We start from the raw sequence: 17,589 nt of genomic DNA, 5'->3' as shown, positions 1-17,589 counted from the left end.
GCCCTTAGATCGGAAGAGCACACGTCTGAANCAGACCCAACGCTTCTCCAGCCAGCTTCTCGGCGGTGGTGAACCTTCCATCGAGGATGGCCATCATTGCCCTTGCGTTCCACGCAAGCCATAGAATGTTGAGCCGTTGTCGCAACGTTCCCAACTCTTCCAGCCCGTCCACGGCTTGATCGGCGCGCGCGCGGTCGCCAAGCTCAGTCGAGACGTAGACGTCAAGCGCGAGAGCGCGGCCGCGCAGGTCATCGTCGTTGATGCCGGCCGCGAGGCGCTTTATCTCATCTACCCGCGCCATCAGTTGAGTTGCCTCTGCCGCGGACTTCACGGTCCGGGGCGTTAAGAAAGGCAGGACAGAAAGTTCAAAAAGCGAAGCTTGGTCGCCTAGTTGCCGAGCCAATTCAACCCCTTCTGCGTGACATTTGGCGCTGTTCTTACTGTCGCTAAGGTAAAAGTATGCACGCGTGAGGCGGCTGAGGAGTTGGCTCCGCGACCTCTGATCCTCGGGATCGAGCATACCCATTGCTTCAGTGAGCAGCTGAAGCGATTCGTCTAGCAGCTTCGAAGACAGGAACTGGGCGCCGTCAAAACCAAGAGCAGAACGAACGAAGGCCTTCGTGTCATGGGTCTCGCGAGCCAAGTGCGCGGTCAGCTTGTATTTTGCAACTGAGTCCGACAAGCGACCTGCGGCACTCAGTGCCTCCCCGAGCTTTAGGGTCGCCTCGAGCACTTCCTTTTGCCGAGCCGGTCCTCCCGGCAGGTGCTCCGCGATGGCGACAGCGTTCTGAAAGTGATCAACCGCCTCATAGTTGGCTGATTGCCCTAGCGCCCGTTCGCCGGCCTTCATCCAGTATGGCAGCGCGAGCGCACCTTGCTGTGCCTTGACATAATGCTGGGCAATGAGCTCGGGTTGGGTCACGATGAGATCCGGATATGCGTCGATGAGCGCATTAGCGATGGCTTCATGATATTGACGGCGCCTTTTGCTGAGCAGCGATTGGTATGCCGTATCCTGAATGAGCGCATGTCGGAATACCAGCGCGTCTCGCACCACACCGCCGACGACAACGAGCTGGGTAGACATGAGCTCATTGAGCGCTTCGCCGAGAGTTGGGTCATCGAGACCGGCAACCTTGGAAAGTAAGCCGCGGTCAAATTCCCGGCCTATGACAGAGGCGATTTGCGCCACCTCCTTGGCTGCCGCTGTCAAACGGTCAAGTCGAGCCATGAGAGATCCCTGCAGACTGTCGGGAATCTCAACATTGAGAGACGCCGCCTTTCCGCTTTCCAGAATCGAACGTGTCAATTCTTCCACAAACAGCGGCACACCGTCAGTTCGCTCCACGATCCTGTCGGCAAGCTGATCCGGAACGTCTGCGAGCATCGAGTCGATCATCTCGCGCATCTGTTGCTTCGTCAGCCGACCAATGGCCAGCGTCGTCACGTGGACCAGCCCCGTGGGCCAGGTCGGCGTCCATTCGGGCCGGTGTGATACGACCACAAGGACGGCCGCGCCATGCATGCGACGGACAACCTCTGTGAGAAATTCATTGGTCGACGGATCGATCCAGTGAGCATCCTCAACAACAAACAAAACGGGCGCCATCTTTGCCGCGAGCAGCACCCGGTTCGCCAGTGTGCGGACGATCAGTTCTTTGCGCTGTTGGGCGGAGAGATCGGGCGGCGTGAATTCACTGGCCAGATCCAGCGAGAGCAGCTCGGCATATGTGGAGCCGACTTCTGAGGGATCTTCGCCGTAACGCTGAACAATTGCGCGCAGCTTGTCTGCTCGCATCAGAGGTTCGTCGGCGGCTGAAAGACCTGCCAGCCGGCTCAGGCGCTGAATGATGGGATAAAAGGCCGAGGTGGAGTGATAGGGCGAACATTGCAGTCGTATTAACTCGGGCTGGTTCTCATGCAACCGTTCCTCAAGCGCGTCGACGAGACGCGATTTCCCGATTCCCGCCTCTCCCGATACAAAGACTGCTTGGCCTTGTCCGTTTTTAGCCAATTCCCAGCGATCCAGCAGCATTCCAATTTCACTGCTGCGGCCAACGAATTTTGAGAGTGCACTAGTTTGCGCGGCATCGAAACGGCTTTCCACTTCTCGTTCCCCGTGGACCGCAAACAGCGCAATAGGCAGTCGAAAGCCTTTCAATTCCTGCGCGCCGAGGCTCTCGATCTCGAAGGATTGCCCCGCGAGCCGCCGCGTGGCGTCTGCCACCACGATCTGGCCAGGCGCAGCAGCAGCTTGCAGGCGAGCCGCGAGATTCGGAGTATCTCCTGCGATTGAGGCCCGCTCGTTTGCACTGCTGCCGGCGATATCACCGACGACCACGTGACCCGATGCAATGCCGATCCGCGCCTTCAATTGCTCGCCGCTGGGGGACTGAAAGGCCTCGACTGCAGCGAGGGCCTCAAGGCCTGCACGAATCGCACGCTCGGCATGGTCCTCGTAAGCCATGGGCCATCCAAAATATGCAAGCACGCCGTCGCCTAGATATTTCGCGACGTAGCCTCCAAAGCGCGTGATCGCGCCTGCAACACTGTCCTGATAGCGTCGCGTAAGCTCGTGCATGTCTTCGGGGTCGAGTTGGGCAGATATCGCAGTCGACCCGACCAAGTCACAAAAGAGCACACTAAGCAGCCGTCGGTCTGCAGTCGGTTCTTGAGCGAGGTCGCTGGCCTGAAGTTCCGAACCCGCAGGAGAAGGTGAAGGGACCAGGGACCCGGCGAGATTTGGCTGAGCAAGTCCGGCGACAGCAGCCATGATAATTTTGCGATGCCCAAGTGAGACACCAAGCTCCTGGAGGTCGCGTTCAGTGACATGAGGGAGCGCTCGCAGGTCCACGTCGTTTTGGACGAACGCCTCCAGGTATTTGCCGAGGCCGAGCTGGCTCAGCCAGTGTTCGATCGTCTGCATCGCGTTTTTGCCGATGTCACCATGCTAAACTAGCGCGAAGTTAGCCATAGCACCATGCCGCACTGAGGGTCAGCTTAGTTGCGATGAGGCCTCATTTCAGGATTCCCTTGGACCAAGGGCTCATTTTCGGGCAAAGTAGGCGTTGTTCTTAAGTGATGGCTGCCGGTCAACATTGTCAGCTAGGCGGCCCGTGCCGGGAGGCGGCGCGCCAGAAACTATCTGATCAACCTTCGATCCGAACTCGGAAACTCGGTATCGCGATTTCTCGGGGGGTGGAATGAACAGCGGCGCCATTGCCAAATTCGCGCAGGATATCCGAGGCACGCTAATCGGTCGCGATCACGCTGACTATGATGAAGCTCGCAAACTCTATAATGGCATGATCGACAAGCGGCCTCTTCTAATTGCGCGCTGCATGGACGTCGCCGATGTGATTGCTGCGGTGAACTTCGGCCGCGACAGCCAACTCCCCATAGCAATCCGCGGCGGCGGGCACAACGGACCGGGGTTCGGCGGTGTCGACGATGGCCTCGTCATCGACCTCTCGACTATGAAGGGCGTTCGCGTCGATCCACAGAACCGCACGGTGCGGGTCGGGCCTGGTTGCACTACAGGCGACGTGGATCATGCTACCCACGCCTTTGGCCAGGCAGTGCCGTTCGGCCTCATCTCGACCACCGGGGTCGCCGGTCTGACGCTGAGCGGCGGCCACGGCTACCTCAGCCGGCAATATGGGCTTGCCGTCGACAATCTCATCCAAGCCGACGTGGTGTTGGCGAACGGGAGTTTCATGACCGCCAGCGAAACCGAGAATGCGGATCTCTTGTGGGCGCTTCGCGGCGGCGGAGGAAACTTCGGCGTCGTGACCAGTTTCTTATTTCGCACGCACCCGGCGAAAATGCTCTATGGCGGGCCGATCATCTTCGATGTTGGCGATGCCGCTGAGGTGATGCGCTGGTATCGTGATTTCCAGGCGAATGCTCCGGAGGATTTCTACATCTTCCTCGGACTGCAATCCGTGCCCGGCGGCGATCCATTTCCGCAGGAGCACTGGAACAAGAAGATGTGCGTCCTCCTTGTCGCGCATAACGGCGAGGGTGGAGAAGCGGCTGTCAATGCCATCCGGGCGGCTCTCCCCAAGCCACTCATCGACTGGGCGGGCCCGATTCCTTACACAGGGTTGCAGACCTTATTCGACGCGCTCTATCCGGCCGGGCAGCAATGGTATTGGAAGGGCGACTTTGTCCGAGCGCTGCCAGATGCCGCCATCCACGCGCATCTCCTGCATGCAAGCAGGGCCGGCCCGGCGTCGTGCATGCATCTTTACCCAATCGACGGGGCGGTGCATCGCCTAGGCAAGGGCGACAGCGCCTGGAACGCTCGTGATGTGACTTGGTCCATGGTGATCGCCGGGATAGATCCAGATCCGGGAATGGCGCCGGTCCTCAAGGAATGGGCCACCGACTACTGGAAAGCTGTGCATCCGTTCGACGTCGGAGGCGCGTATCCCAACTTCATGATGGATGACGAAGGCGAAGAGCGCGTCCAGGCGAGCTTCGGCGACAATTACCCGCGACTCGCCGCGCTAAAGGGCAAGTTCGACCCTACCAACCTTTTCCACATCAACCAGAACATCCGCCCGGCCAGCTAGTGGTCAAATCTAACGCTAGGTACCCGACACGAAAGACAGGATCACAACGTGAACAGGGCAAACTCATAACGGGGCCAACTGCGGAGCACGCTCACAGCACATCATCGGACGCAGCCTCGCAACAATCTGTGCAGTTCCCTAACCAGTCTGCATTCAGGAATGCGAAAGCTGATGAAAGCTAACTGTGGCCTCCGAAAACATCAATGTCCGCTTCTGGTGATGGACGGGAGCGTCGCAATGGCCGAAATTGGGCGCAAAGCTGTCCGGCAGATTTGGGACAGGAACCGGAATGACAGCGCTAAGGCCCGCAAGAAATAGGCGGGCTTCCCTCCTGTGCCGAGGGGAGAAGAAATTATTCCCTGACGAAGTCCCTGATCTACCTCAGACAGGGGCATGCCATGTAACTTCGCCGTGACCTGATCCCGTTCGGGGAACAATCAGATCGAGCTCCAGTTTGGCCTTCCAAGCGAAGGCACTGATGGAGCATGCCATGAGATTTCCACACAGCACGACGGCCGCGGCCGCCGTTTTCATAGTCCTGACCTCCCCCGCGCTCGCCCAGACAAGCGGAACACCATCACCCTCGACACCTGCACCCGCTCCGGCAACCGAACCGCCGGCCGCCGGACAGTTGCCGGATGCGACCGGACAAGCGGATGGACCAACACGCGAAATGATCCGCCAGATGGTTGAGCAAGCTGTCCGGGAGAGAATGCAGCAGGATCGCGGTTCCGAAGAAGGTTTCCGCGAGGAAGATAGTCGCAACTATCAAGGCGGTCGCAACGAGGGTGCTGACCGCCACGATGAAGATGGCGGCCGTTGGCAGAACCACGGTGGCCGCGATCGTGGACNGCATCATCAGCTGATGCGCGGTGCCGGCATGCGACTGATGTTCGGGCTGTTGGACACCGATGGCGACGGATCGGTTTCCGAGGACGAGGTTCAACGCGCGGTGGGCAGGATGTTCAGTAGCATTGACGAGAATGGTGACGGCAAGATCGATGCGGACGAGATCCAGTCCTTCATGCATGGCTCCAGCATGCATGGCACTGATAGCGAGGACACGCCGTAGCTGCCTTCAAAGTGAATGCCCTCCCTCGGACAAAGCGGGCGAGCGCCTGGCGGTCGAATTCGAAGCGGTGTCTCTTGGCTGTTAGGCGCGGCGGCCCTAACAGCACCCTCCAGCCTTGCGCTATTCCCGCGGTCCCGGAGACGCCGGCCGTGACAAAAAAACGGCTGCGCAGTGCTGATCAAGGAACGATCGAAGCCGACCAACGCAGGGTCACTCGGGCGCCCGGTCCTCCTCGCAATTCGACATGATTAGTCATCCTTTGCCTTGGGGTTTCACGCTGCCGAACGCAATGCTTCAGCGGATGTTCCGAATTTGGCCATCAGTCTTATGGGATAGGACTTGCGTCTGATGGCGGTTGGAAGAAGCCCGAACGGCGGAACACGCAGCCGGACGCCGAATTGGAAACCGACCGTCGATCGAAGTCCCTTGTCGCCGGTTGATATTCCGCCATCTCACTGTCGAGAGGGTGGCGGGATCGCCTTCCGAGGAGCGAGCACATATGAGAGTAATAGTATTCGCAGATGTACTCACGGCCATCCTGCTCGCTTCTTTTGTCTGCGCATGTTCATTCTTTTCGGGAAACCCCATCTCTCCAACAACACGCAACACCGCGTTGCTACCCATGATGATGCGATGACAACTGCATCAACAAGCAAGGCGTCTTCGCCTAAGGTGCGATTGCCGGGGGCTTTCGACTTGAACGTCGTCCAACGGGTCCCGGTGGTCAGGCGGTGGCGTTCAGCAGGAGCTAGGTAGACTCATCGCGAAAATCCCGCAGCGAGGCATGTCGCAAGTCCTCCTCGCCGCGTGCGGAGACCGAGCGCGGAAACCGCCTGGTTCGTTGTAACAGGCATGCGAAGATGAGTGTCGGCGCATGGACGCGGAAAAACCCGCCAGCGTGAGCCAGCGGGCCTTGTGATGGGATGGCCCGCGCGTGCGGTCAAGGCTGCGCGGGCCGACCATGATGAATGAGGGGACATCTTGGTCACCGGCACGACCGATGAAGAACGAGCCGGGTGTGACAAAACACCCTTGGAGCGAGGATGTTCCCGTCCGCACAAAAAAGCCCGCCGGCGTGAGCCGGCGGGCAGCCGCTATTTTGCCGTCAAGCGGACAGACCGCTTGCGGCCCACCCACTGCAGCATTTTCCACTTTGAGCCGAAATCATTCTCAACTATGGTTCGCCAGGCTTAAGGCATGGGGGATTGCCGATGGTTTTATCACGCAGGGGTGTCGTGCTCGGCGGTCTGGCGCTGGTCGCGGTCGGTGGAACCGGCAATATTGTTCAAGCCGCGGGGGCAAAATCCTTTTTCGCCGGTACCGCCAGCGATAACGATTTCGTCTATCGCAAGACCAACTTCGCCAAGATCGACAAGAGATGGCATCGCCAGATCGTCAAGTATTTCAGCAGCGAGCCGGTCGGCACCGTCGTGGTTGATACCCGCCACCACTTCCTCTACCTCATCATGGAAAACAAGACTGCCATCCGCTACGGCGTCGGCGTCGGCAAGGAAGGCTTCAAATGGTACGGCCGCGCGACGATCGATCGCCGCGCGCTGTGGCCGCAATGGGTCCCGCCCCCCGAAATGCGTGAGCGCAAACCGGACTTACCGCCCATGATCGCAGGCGGCGCGTCCAACAATCCGCTCGGGCCGCGCGCGCTCTATCTGTACCGCGACGGCGCCGACATCGGCTACCGCCTGCATGGCACGCTGGAGCCATGGAGCATCGGCACCGACGCTTCCAGCGGCTGCATCCGCATGTTCCCCGAAGACATCATCGACCTCTACCAGCGGTGCCCGATCGGCACCGCGGTGGAGGTCCTGCCGCACATCGCCGACCAGGCGCCCGCTTCCACCACTGTCGAATGATTGGCGCATCATGAACCGCATGATTGAAAACACGCGCCGGCTGCTCGCCGCCGGCCTGCTGGTTGTGGCCACATCCTGCTCGACCAGCAACACGCTGGCCCCGTCGACGCCCGACGTCACCAACGCCGAGATTGCCGGCTTCCAGAACGTGCAGCCGGGCAGCGAGGAGGATTTTATCCTCAATGTCGGCCGCCGCACCTACTTCACGAAAGGTTCGGCCGCGCTCGATTCTGTCGCCAAGGCCACCCTCGACACCCAGATCGCCTGGTTGACAAAGCATCCGCGCTGGCTGCTCAAGCTGCAGGGTTTCGCCGACGATCCCGGCGCAAGCGAAACGGCGCTGTCACAGCAGCGCGCCGATGCGGTGATGGACTACCTCGCCGCCGGCGGCATAGACCGGAACCGCATGTGGGCCAAGGGCTACGGCAAGGACAGGCTGGTCCGCGACTGCCCCGACTCCGCCTGCAGGTCGCAGAACCGCCGCGTTGTGTCTAATTTGCGCGATGAGAGGGACGAGTCGTAGAGGCTGCTGTTTTGCTGGTCGCCAAATCAGTCTCACAACGCGACGGCGGCATGGCTGCAATGCGCCTATCGGGGACATTCACCCAGCGTTTGCCCCTCCCCGAAAGCTGACGCTCCGGTTGAACCCGGAGTGAAGTCAGCTTCCCGTCTACCAACCTCCGGTTCAGGGTCTGGTGGGAGGCTTCGGCATCCGCCTCGACCAGTTTGCGGACGTGGCGGTTGTCCGCGATCCTGATCGCGCATGAGCCTCGCCACATGTCGGTGTGCTACCGGGAGTGGGCGCCGTGGAGCTGGCAGGTACGCTCGCTCAAAGCATCGGCCGTCCACCGGTGACCTCGTAGAGTGCGCCGGTGGTGTAGCTCGATCCTTCCGAGGCAAGCAGCACATAGGTCGCTGCAAGCTCTGCCGGTTGCCCGGGACGCTTGAGCGGTGTGTTCTTCCCGAACTCCTTGACCTTCTCAGAGGGCATTGTCGACGGGATCAGCGGCGTCCAAATCGGCCCGGGAGCGACCGCGTTTACCCGAATGCCGCGTTCAGCTACCAGTCCTGCAAGTCCGGCGGTGAAGTTGGCGATCGCTCCTTTGGTAGTGGCGTAGGCAAGCAGTGCCGGCGAGGGACTGGTCGCGTTGATCGAGGATGTGTTGATGATGGTCGAGCCGGGTTCCATGTGCTTCACTGCTTCCTGGGACAGATAGAACATCGCATAGACATTGGTGCGAAAGGTGAGATCCCATTCCTCCGCGCTGATGTCCTCCAGCTTCTCGAACGACGCCTGGTGGGCTGCATTGTTGACGAGGATGTCCAGGCGCCCGCATTCATCGATAGCTCGCTGCACAAGCGACCGCGCGAAGATTTCGTCCGAGATGTCGCCGCGTGCGAGCACCGCCTTGCGCCCCGCTTCCTCGACCAAGCGCGCCGTCTCCTGCGCATCTTCGTCCTCTTCAAGGTAGGAGATGATGACGTCGGCGCCTTCGCGTGCAAACGCGATCGCCACCGCCCGGCCGATGCCCGAGTCCGCGCCGGTGATCAGCGCGACGCGGTCCGTCAGCTTACCGCTGCCGCGATAGCTCTCCTCTCCGTGGTCGGGCCGTGGATCCATCTCGTCGGTATAGCCGGGCATGTCCTGCTGCTGTTCGGGAAGCGGCGGCCGAGGATATTTCTGCTGGGCATCCTGCATGTCAGCTCCTTTTTTGGCTGGAGTTGCGGTTGTGTCGATCCGGTTCCGTGATCGGTCCCTTGGCGGCTTTCGAGCCACCGCCCCATTCCTCGGCCTTGCACGCTTGGTCGCCGCCCATGAGGTCCGGCGAACTGCGATTTGCGGTGCCGCTGTCGGTCTTGTTCAACTCGTGCTCCTTCTTGCGTGTCGTCAGTCTTTCTCGCCGGCGGTAATCATCGACCTCAGCGGCTCTTGCGCCACATTCGCCTCGATTTCCGCGCGTCCGGGAGTGTCCGGTAGCGCCTTGCGGAAATTTTTCGCATAATCCGGTGGCATCTTCGGTGGCATCATCGGTTCGTACGGGTCGACCACGGCCTCGATGACCACCGGACCCTCAGCAGCCAGGGCAGCGTCGAGAACACCTTCCACCTCCTCGGCGCGAGAGACGCTGTAACCAATGCCGCCCATGGCTTCGGCGGCCATGGCGAAGTCGATGGGCTGGAGTTCGCAGGCGAATTGCGGGTTGCCGAGGAACATCATCTGCTCCCAGGCGATCTGATTGAGCATGCCGTTCTTGAGCACGAGCACCTTGAGTGGGACCCGGTACCGAACTGCCGTCGAGAACTCGCCGAGTTGCATCGCGAGACCGCCGTCGCCGACGACCGCGAAGACCGGCCGGCCGGGAAAGGCCAGGCCCGCGGCGATCGCATAGGGCAGTCCGCATGCCATCGAGGCCAGCGCGCCCGAGACGCCGAAGGCCTGCCCGTCACGCAGCTCGATATGGCGGGCCGCCATCTCGGTGTTCTGGCCGGAATCGGCAACCAGGATCGCATCATCGGGCAATCGTTTCCCAAATGCGCGTGTGACCACCTGGGGCTTGAGCGAAGTGGCGGCCTTTTGCTCCGACTGCGCCATCATCTCGCGCCAGCGTCGCATGCCCGCCTGCGCCTTCTCGAGGAAGCTGCGATCATCCTTGCGCTTCAGGCGCTTGTTCAGCAGTCGCAGCGTCACGGCGGCATCGCCGGCAAGGCCGGCCTCAATGGGATAGCGCAGGCCGATGCGCTGCGGGTCGCGCTCGATCTGCACCCCGCGCGCCTGTCCCGGCTTCGGGTAGTATTCGATGTAGGGAAAGGTCGAGCCGACGACGAGCAGCGCGTCACATTCCTCCATGATTTCCTGCGACGGCAGCGTGCCGAGAATCCCGATGCCGCCGGTCGTCAGCGGGTGATCGTCGGGCAAGGCAGCCTTACCGAGCAAGGCCTTTGCGACGGGGGCACCAAGCAGCTCCGCCGTCTCTTCCAACTCGTGCCTGGCACCAAGCGCGCCCCGACCGGCGAGGATCGCGACCTTTGTCGCCCCGTTCAGGATCTCGGCGGCTTTCGCAAGTTGTTCTTCGTCGGGAAGCCTGCTTCCTTCGAACCAACGATCCGGCGTATGCGACGGTTTGTTGCGCTTCGAGCGCTTGGCTTGGTCGAGCGTGTGCTCCTGCACATCGCTGGCGATCGACAGATGCGCAACGCCGCGACGTGCCAGCGCCGACCTGCAGGCGAGACCGGCCAGGCTTTCCATATGCGCCGCGTCGGAGACCTGCGCGTTGAAGACGGCGACATCGCTGAAGACGCGCGTCAAGTCGACATCCTGCTGGGTGAAGGTCTCGATAAGGTCGTGGAACTGCATGCCGGTAATGGCGAGCACCGGCGCTTGGTCGAGCTTGGCATCGTAGAGTCCCGTCAGGAGGTGTGTGCCGCCAGGGCCGGAAGTTGCGAGGCAGACACCGAGCTTGCCTGTCCATTTTGAGTAGGCGCACGCCATGAACGCCGCGGATTCCTCGTGCCGCACCTGAATGAAGCGGATGCGGTCCTGCCGCCCGCGCAGCGCCTCCATGATGCCATTGATGCCGTCGCCCGGCAGGCCAAAGATGATATCGACGTTCCAGTCGATCAGCGTCTCGATGAGGATGTCCGCGGCGGTCGGCATGTCTCAGTCCTTACCGCGATGCGGATCCCGCCGCCTGGCTGCTCTTGTTCGCGGTCTTGTCAGTCTTACGCTGGTCTTTGTTGCCGCCGCGATTGCCGCCATGCAACTGGTCGGAAGATTGAGCGGTCTTGCCGTCTTCCAAATTAGTGGCCATGCGCAAAGCTCCCTTCATCCGGCCTGCCTAACCAGAAAGTCGGTGAGATGTTCCGTGCCCGAAGGCAATGCCGCCTACTCAGGTGCCCAAGGGAAACGTGTCAGGTATTACCCTCGATGAGGCGTGTTCGGCAGTTAGCGGCTGAACAGGCGAGGTGCGATCGAACCAGACGAAGGCATCGAACTGCTGCGAGGCCGAGGATTGCACGTAGTGGCCGAGGCTGCCTGATCGCCAAAAGCGCTCGCGGCAGAGCTGGCCGATGTTCAGGTCGCGTCTTCGCAGGTCCCTATAGCCAGAGCGCAACGCCGCCCGCACCGTCCCCATAGGCGAACTCCTCGCACCCCTCGTCGACGAATTTCCCGCGCGGGATTCCGCCTCAGTGGCGAAAGGACTCGTTCGTCGCGCACACCGCGGCGGGCGATGTGCGCTTCGACCATGCGGTGCCTGGCGTGCCGGTAGTCTGGCATGGCTCCTCGATAGCTTTAAAAAGACGGCAGGCTTAGTCGTCCTGCCTGCGCTTGTGGTGCTCGCTCTCCTGGTTTTCGCCGCGGATCATCTGGCGATCGTCCTTGTCGGTCAATTCCACGCCCTCGTCGCGTAGATTGGCGCCGTCTTGCCGCGCCTCGCGCTCCTGCTTGGATCTCTTCAGCTCATCCTCGGCATTGAAATCGTCGCCGGCATTGCTGGAGTTCTCGCGCTTTTCGATGATGCGCAGCTGCTGCTCGTGGGTCTTCCGGCCGGCCATGGCAAGGTGCCTCCTACTTGTTCGTGCGTCCGGTCTGGTCAGGGTTGATGCCGCCCTGAGGCGTGACGTCGTTCTCGACATCGCCTTCGAACGTATTGTCCCCATCGAGAGCATCGCTCTCGTCGAGCATATCGCCGCCCTTGACCGCGCCCTTCGAGGTGCCGATTCCCGGGTTGTCTCGCAGATCCTTGTCCGTGGGCTGTTTAGTCTTGGGGTGTTGGTTGGTCATGGAATTTCTCAGCGCTGGTTGAGCTTGGACGAAAGACGGTCCTGGCGCTGTCCAACTTCAACGTGGAGAAAATGTTCCGGTGTCAGGTTCGGTGCGCGTAAGCGGCCAGGCGGCCGCCGTCTCGGCTAGCGAAACTCCAGGCATGCCACATTACATCCCATTCCGAGGCGAATTGGCGGGCTAAAGTGAAAATCGAGACGGTCGAAAGCTTGCAAGGAGTGGGTGCTCTGTTCCGGTGGCGATCTCGGTTGCAAGCAGTTCGCCGGCAATCAAGCCAAGTGTTGCGCCGCTGTGGCTGAAGGCGACGTAATACCCCTCGATCTCCCGCAACTGGCCGAAGACCGGCTCGCCGTCTCCGGGGATTGGCTTGGGCCCGACACCGTAGCTCTCCAATTCCAATTTCGGATGACCGTCGAGAACATTCGACGCTTCGTCGAGAAGGCCCTGGATGGTCGATGCTTTTACGCGATAAGTCCCGTCCGGATTGACTACCACCTCTTCTTCCGACCAGGCAGAATCGAGCGCGAGGGCGCCATCAGGCGTCGGCCGGATGGCGACGCGCGGCGTGTTGAGCACGGCGCGTAGAGGCAAGTCGACTGGCTTGGTCCTGACCAGCAGCGCGATTGGTGTCCCATCGGCAATACGCTGACCGGCCACGGCGACCATTCGCGGCACATCCGCACCGGTCGCCAGAAGCACCGCGTTGGCGGCGAAGCTGATCCCGCTGGTGGTGGTGACGCCGGTGGCCCGGCCGTTGGCGACGGTGACGGTAGCGCTTCCGGCCTCGGTGACCACCTGGCCGCCCCGCTCCACGAATTCCGCGATCAATATTTCGATCAGCGACGGCAGGTCGACCCAGCCCTCGCCCGCGTTGAAGATCGCGCCTTGAGGCGTGACAGCGCTTGCGCAGACACCCGGCGTGACCAACCTTATGGCGTCCGCGGACAGATGCTGCGCATCATAGCCGAGACGTTTTTCGTGAGCGAAGACATCGGCGATCTCGTTTGAGGCATCGTCCGCATCCCACGTCAGGCCACCGTCGAAACGCAGCCAGGCGGCATCCGGGCATCGCGCCGACAAACTGCGGTAGCGGTCGATACCGATCATGCGCAGGCGATGATACTCAGCCGAGCGCCTGCGCGCCGAATTGATCCAGGCGAGCGAGCGGCCGGAAGCTCCCTTGGCGAGCGGTCCATCATTGACCAGCACGGTCTCGATGCCGAGCCTTGCAAGATGAACGGCCGAGGAGACGCCAAAAATGCCGCCGCCGACAACAACGACCTTGGAAACCTGATGTGATGCAGCCATGAGATATCTTTCACTGGTGGAGGTTGGTTTGCGCGGCCGTCTTGAAGGGCTCATGCGTGATCAAAGCACTTCGGCAAGGAAGTGCTTCAGACGCGGGCTTTTCGGCGTATCGAAAATCGCGGCAGGCGTGCCGGCCTCGATGATGCGGCCTTCATCCATGAAGACGACCTGATCGGCGACCTTGCGGGCGAAGCCCATTTCATGCGTCACCACGACCATTGTCATGCCGCGCCGGCCGAGATCCGCCATGAGGTTGAGCACACCCTTCACCAGTTCTGGATCGAGTGCGCTCGTTACCTCATCGAACAAGATGACCTCCGGGTCCATCGCCAATGCACGAGCGATTGCCACACGCTGCTGCTGGCCACCGGAAAGGCTCCCTGGACGATGGTGTTTGCGGGTCGCAAGCCCGACGTCGGCAAGGCGCGCCTCGGCGATGCGCTCAGCTTCCTGTACAGGGAGCCCCTTTACCTTGGTCAGCGACAGCATGACGTTTTCGAGCGCGGTGTGGTCGGGAAACAGATTGAACTGCTGGAAAACCATGCCGACACGCCGGCGCAGTTTTTCAGGCTTCATCGCCAGGATGCTCGCACCATCGAGCAACACCTCACCGCCCTTGGGCTCGACCAGGCGGTTGAGGCAGCGCAGCAGGGTCGACTTGCCCGAACCTGATGGGCCGATCACGCATGTGACCGTGCCAGGCTTGACTGCCAGGCTGACGCCTTTGAGAACATCGAGGTCGCCATAGGCCATGTCGAGATCGGTAATGGCGAGACTGCCGCCCTTGAAGCGGGGCAGCGCTGAGCGGGCATCAGAGCCGGCCTCCGAAAGTGCACTGCCGGTGGCGCCCTCCAGTTCGCTCACTTCGGCCAGGCCGCTGATGACGAGGCCGGCCTTTTGCTTTCCGACCCGCAGCGAGTTGTCGATGTAGTTGACCACATGGGTCAACGGCACGGTGATGACGAGATAGAACACGCCGGCCAGAAGCAATGGCGAGAGGTTTCCGGTGACCACTGCCTGGTCCTGACCGACACGGAAGATCTCGCGCTCCGAGGCGAGCAGACCGAGGAAGTAGACAAGGCTTGAATCCTTGACGTTGCCGATGAACTGGTTGACGAGGGCCGGCAAGACGCGGCGGATGCCTTGCGGGATCACGATCAGGCGCATGCCTTGGCCGTAGCTCATGCTGAGCGCCCTGCAGGCCTCCATCTGCCCGCGCTCGACGCTCTGGATGCCCGAGCGGAAGATTTCGCCGATATAGGCGCCGGCGATCAGGCTCAGCGCAAGAATGCCGAGCGGGAAGGGCGAAGGGCCGAAGATTTCACGGCCGATGCGGGCAAAGCCCTGGCCTATCAGCAGGATGGTGACGATCGCCGGCAGCCCACGGAATATATCCGTGTAGACCCGCGCCGGAATGCGCAGCCAGCGCGATTGCGAGATGCCCATGACCGCCAGGATCATGCCGAGAATGACACCCAGCACCGTCGACGCGGCGGCGAGGATCAACGTGTTCTTCAATCCGATGGTGATCATGCTGGGCAGCACGTCCGCCATGGCCTGCCAGTCGAGGAAACTGCGCCGCAGGTTTTCGAGCCAGTTCATTCGCCCCCCTTTCGGTTGCGCTATTCACATCGTCCGCATCAAGGACGGCGGCGTAATCCGGCCGCCGGCATGAGAGCCAGCGGCCGGGTACGGTCTACTTCTTGGGAAGATACTGGTCGGGCATCGGCGAGCCGGGGAACCACTTTTCATAAAGCGTTTTCCAGGTGCCGTCCTGCATGGCCGCATGAAGGGCGGTGTTCAGCGCATTGCGGAGCTTGTCGTTGCCCTTGCGCAGGACGAAGCCGGCCGGCGCGTCAAAGGAAGGAATATTGACCGCGATCTTCAGGTTCGGGTAGCGAAGGCCATAGTCCTTGGCGGCCTCGTAATCGAGGAAGTGGGCATCCACGGTTCCGTTGTTAAGCGCCGAAACGGCGGAGTTGTTGTCGGGGAATTTGACGAGATCGGTTCCGACAAAATTCTTCGCCGCGTAGATTTCCTGGAGCGTGCCTTGCACGACGCCGAGACGTTTGCCCTTGAGCCCGTCCGCCGACGTGATCGACTTGTCTGCGGTAAGCACGGAGAGATAGCCTGCGATATACCCGTCGGAAAAGTCGACGGTCTTTTTGCGTGCTTCCGTCGTGCCGATTGCCGCGACCGCGACATCGAAACGCTCGTTTGCAACCGAAGGCATCAGCGCCGAGAATTCCTGGCCGGTGAAGATCACCTGGTCGGGCTTGAAGCCAAGGCGGCTCGCGACGTTGCGGAACAATTCGATGTCGAAGCCGGTGAACGACCCATCGGCCTGGGTGAAAGCGTAGGGTTTGGCATCGCCCATGGTTCCGACGCTGATGACCTTCGCATCAATGAGGCCATAGGGATTGTCATCCGCGGCGGCCGCTCCTGAAACCAGCGCGGCGCCGACGCACATCGCCATAAGAGCCATTGCGCCGGTTCTGACCGGGCACATCAACGACTTGAGAATTTCTTTGCTGCTCATGTCTTTCTCCACTCTGAAGGTCTGTTCTTCTTGGTATTCCGTCGAGCCGCCATCTGGCGCCCCGACATGCCGTTGACGAGATTACGGTCCGTCACGCCTCTCGGCTCCACTCCTTTTAAAGAGACCGGTCTCATATTGCGTGAGACCGGTCTCTTTGTTAATCGTTATCGCCACGTTGACCTCCCGTCAACAACTCTTGTAGTCGTCATCCGATGAAAAGAACCGCCCCCAAGACCCCGTCGATAACGGTCAGCGACGTCGCCCGCGCGGCCAACGTTTCGAAAGCGACAGCCGCGCGCGTGCTCGGCGGATACGGCGTCGTCAGCGACATGATCCGCGCGGAAGTCATGGCCGCGGCCAAGGCCTTGGACTATCGTGCGAACGAGCTCGCCCGCAGCATGACGACCGGCCGCTCCGGCATCATCGGCGTGGTTGTCGGCGACATCGAGAACCCGTTCTTCAGCCTCGCGGTACGCGGCATCAGCGACGCGGCAAAGGCAGCCGGGTTCAACGTCATCCTGGCCAATTCCGGCGAGAAGATCGAGGCGGAAAAGGCGGCCGTGAAACTGCTCATCGGCAAGCGCGTCGACGGGCTGATCGTCACGCCGTCGGAATCGCGCGACATCGCGCACCTGCGCGATATCCACCGCTCGGGCCGACCGCTTGCCCTGCTGGATAGGGCGCTGGCAGATCTGGATGTCGATACGGTCACGACCGACGATCGCGGCATCGCCATGCTGGCGACCCGCTTTCTAGCCGATGCCGGCCACCGCAACATCGCCTATGTGACCGCGGTCGACGCCGAAGGGCACGAGTACCGCGATCTCGGGCAGATCTACACCTCGTCGGTCCGTGAGCGCATCGACGGTTTCCTCACCGTGTGCCGAGAGGCCGGACTTGATCGGCCAGAACGCTTTGTTCGCCTTGGCGCGACAAGCCCCACCGAAACGCGCAGGGTTGCCGGCGAGATGCTGTCGGCGCCGGATCGGCCGACGGCGATCCTCGCCTCCGACAGCGTCATTGCGCTGGAGATCTTCAAGGTGACCCGCGAGCGCGGCCTGCGGGTTCCCGACGACATTTCGCTCATCACTTTCCATGATGCGGACTGGACGAGCGTCACCACGCCGCCCATCACCGTTATCGACCAGCCCGTCTACGCGCTTGGCAAGAGCGTCGCGGAATTGCTCATCCGGCGATTGAAGGGAGATTCCCGCCCGGCGGAAAGGCTCGTTTTGCCGACCGCCATCATTGCACGCGGATCCGTTGGCCCGCCCTCGGATGGAAAGCCGCAAGTGCGCCAAGCATAGGCCTGGCGGCGGTACGGCCCACATGAATACGTTAGAACAAGGTCGACGCACTCCGCTTGGTAGTGTGCTGAGAGTTCTGCAAATTCGCTGAGAGAGGGCGGTCATGGCAGGCTGGTGATGTTCAACGTCACC

The 17,589-nt window shown here is 61.3% G+C and carries 15 protein-coding genes; 5 read left to right on the top strand and 10 right to left on the bottom strand.

Annotated elements, in window-relative coordinates; all coding sequences use genetic code 11:
* Positions 1 to 4: 4 nt before the first annotated feature.
* Complete coding sequence (locus X750_RS01000000163410) at positions 5 to 2,926, bottom strand: adenylate/guanylate cyclase domain-containing protein (protein WP_245271916.1); 2,922 nt, start codon at positions 2,924 to 2,926, stop codon at positions 5 to 7.
* 277 nt (positions 2,927 to 3,203) lie between these two features.
* Between X750_RS01000000163410 and X750_RS136515 the strand changes: the two genes are divergently transcribed.
* The 4 genes from X750_RS136515 (at position 3,204) to X750_RS136530 (ending at position 8,043) form a co-directional block, all read left to right on the top strand.
* Complete coding sequence (locus tag X750_RS136515) at positions 3,204 to 4,577, top strand: FAD-binding oxidoreductase (RefSeq protein ID WP_023748786.1); 1,374 nt, start codon at positions 3,204 to 3,206, stop codon at positions 4,575 to 4,577.
* A gap of 490 nt (positions 4,578 to 5,067) precedes the next feature.
* Positions 5,068 to 5,649, top strand: a complete 582-nt coding sequence (locus tag X750_RS136520; RefSeq protein WP_023748785.1) for an EF-hand domain-containing protein — start codon at positions 5,068 to 5,070, stop codon at positions 5,647 to 5,649.
* Positions 5,650 to 6,860: 1,211 nt separating this feature from the next.
* Positions 6,861 to 7,520: a L,D-transpeptidase gene (locus tag X750_RS136525; protein ID WP_023748784.1), complete on the top strand. Its 660-nt coding sequence runs from the start codon at positions 6,861 to 6,863 to the stop codon at positions 7,518 to 7,520.
* Between the two features lie 10 nt (positions 7,521 to 7,530).
* Positions 7,531 to 8,043 carry an OmpA family protein gene (locus X750_RS136530; RefSeq protein WP_023667764.1) on the top strand — a complete coding sequence of 171 codons (513 nt, stop codon included), beginning with the start codon at positions 7,531 to 7,533 and terminating at the stop codon, positions 8,041 to 8,043.
* A 306-nt stretch (positions 8,044 to 8,349) separates the two neighbouring features.
* Here the strand turns inward: X750_RS136530 and X750_RS136535 are convergent, their stop codons facing one another.
* The 9 genes from X750_RS136535 to X750_RS136575 form a co-directional block, all read right to left on the bottom strand.
* The gene (locus X750_RS136535) at positions 8,350 to 9,219 is read right to left on the bottom strand and encodes an SDR family oxidoreductase (RefSeq protein ID WP_023748783.1); all 870 of its coding nucleotides are present in this window, start codon (positions 9,217 to 9,219) and stop codon (positions 8,350 to 8,352) included.
* Between the two features lies 1 nt (position 9,220).
* Complete coding sequence (locus X750_RS1000000166580) at positions 9,221 to 9,385, bottom strand: hypothetical protein (RefSeq protein ID WP_023695159.1); 165 nt, start codon at positions 9,383 to 9,385, stop codon at positions 9,221 to 9,223.
* A gap of 23 nt (positions 9,386 to 9,408) precedes the next feature.
* Positions 9,409 to 11,175, bottom strand: coding sequence for a thiamine pyrophosphate-dependent enzyme (locus tag X750_RS136545; RefSeq protein WP_023695158.1), 1,767 nt, complete (start codon positions 11,173 to 11,175; stop codon positions 9,409 to 9,411).
* A gap of 10 nt (positions 11,176 to 11,185) precedes the next feature.
* Entirely contained in the window at positions 11,186 to 11,347 is a 162-nt protein-coding gene (locus tag X750_RS1000000166125) for a hypothetical protein (protein ID WP_023695157.1), read from the bottom strand.
* A gap of 481 nt (positions 11,348 to 11,828) precedes the next feature.
* Entirely contained in the window at positions 11,829 to 12,074 is a 246-nt protein-coding gene (locus X750_RS136555; protein WP_023686880.1) for a hypothetical protein, read from the bottom strand.
* Positions 12,075 to 12,087: 13 nt separating this feature from the next.
* Positions 12,088 to 12,303, bottom strand: a complete 216-nt coding sequence (locus X750_RS136560) for a hypothetical protein (protein ID WP_023686879.1) — start codon at positions 12,301 to 12,303, stop codon at positions 12,088 to 12,090.
* Between the two features lie 180 nt (positions 12,304 to 12,483).
* Positions 12,484 to 13,611, bottom strand: coding sequence for an FAD-binding oxidoreductase (locus tag X750_RS136565; protein ID WP_023695155.1), 1,128 nt, complete (start codon positions 13,609 to 13,611; stop codon positions 12,484 to 12,486).
* Between the two features lie 60 nt (positions 13,612 to 13,671).
* Positions 13,672 to 15,213, bottom strand: coding sequence for an amino acid ABC transporter permease/ATP-binding protein (locus X750_RS1000000167455; protein ID WP_023695154.1), 1,542 nt, complete (start codon positions 15,211 to 15,213; stop codon positions 13,672 to 13,674).
* Positions 15,214 to 15,307: 94 nt separating this feature from the next.
* Positions 15,308 to 16,150 (bottom strand): ABC transporter substrate-binding protein, encoded by an 843-nt coding sequence (locus tag X750_RS136575; RefSeq protein ID WP_023748782.1) that lies wholly within the window; start codon positions 16,148 to 16,150, stop codon positions 15,308 to 15,310.
* A 212-nt stretch (positions 16,151 to 16,362) separates the two neighbouring features.
* Here X750_RS136575 and X750_RS136580 point away from each other — a divergent pair, with 212 nt between their 5' ends.
* Entirely contained in the window at positions 16,363 to 17,457 is a 1,095-nt protein-coding gene (locus X750_RS136580; protein ID WP_023667753.1) for a LacI family DNA-binding transcriptional regulator, read from the top strand.
* Positions 17,458 to 17,589 lie beyond the last annotated feature (132 nt).

The sequence above is a fragment of the Mesorhizobium sp. LNJC391B00 genome (genome assembly GCF_000502535.1).
GTDB lineage: Bacteria > Pseudomonadota > Alphaproteobacteria > Rhizobiales > Rhizobiaceae > Mesorhizobium.
This window is presented reverse-complemented; position numbering and strand designations above follow the sequence as displayed.

What these genes read in the sequence shown, in the direction of transcription:
- X750_RS136525 (WP_023748784.1), top strand. Translation starts at nt 6,861, where the DNA reads ATGGTTTTATCACGCAGGGGTGTCGTGCTCGGCGGTCTGGCGCTGGTC.
- X750_RS1000000166125 (WP_023695157.1), bottom strand. Translation starts at nt 11,347, where the DNA reads ATGAAGGGAGCTTTGCGCATGGCCACTAATTTGGAAGACGGCAAGACC.
- X750_RS136535 (WP_023748783.1), bottom strand. Translation starts at nt 9,219, where the DNA reads ATGCAGGATGCCCAGCAGAAATATCCTCGGCCGCCGCTTCCCGAACAG.
- X750_RS136530 (WP_023667764.1), top strand. Translation starts at nt 7,531, where the DNA reads ATGAACCGCATGATTGAAAACACGCGCCGGCTGCTCGCCGCCGGCCTG.
- X750_RS136515 (WP_023748786.1), top strand. Translation starts at nt 3,204, where the DNA reads ATGAACAGCGGCGCCATTGCCAAATTCGCGCAGGATATCCGAGGCACG.
- X750_RS136580 (WP_023667753.1), top strand. Translation starts at nt 16,363, where the DNA reads ATGAAAAGAACCGCCCCCAAGACCCCGTCGATAACGGTCAGCGACGTC.
- X750_RS136575 (WP_023748782.1), bottom strand. Translation starts at nt 16,150, where the DNA reads ATGAGCAGCAAAGAAATTCTCAAGTCGTTGATGTGCCCGGTCAGAACC.
- X750_RS136560 (WP_023686879.1), bottom strand. Translation starts at nt 12,303, where the DNA reads ATGACCAACCAACACCCCAAGACTAAACAGCCCACGGACAAGGATCTG.
- X750_RS136555 (WP_023686880.1), bottom strand. Translation starts at nt 12,074, where the DNA reads ATGGCCGGCCGGAAGACCCACGAGCAGCAGCTGCGCATCATCGAAAAG.
- X750_RS136545 (WP_023695158.1), bottom strand. Translation starts at nt 11,175, where the DNA reads ATGCCGACCGCCGCGGACATCCTCATCGAGACGCTGATCGACTGGAAC.
- X750_RS136565 (WP_023695155.1), bottom strand. Translation starts at nt 13,611, where the DNA reads ATGGCTGCATCACATCAGGTTTCCAAGGTCGTTGTTGTCGGCGGCGGC.
- X750_RS1000000167455 (WP_023695154.1), bottom strand. Translation starts at nt 15,213, where the DNA reads ATGAACTGGCTCGAAAACCTGCGGCGCAGTTTCCTCGACTGGCAGGCC.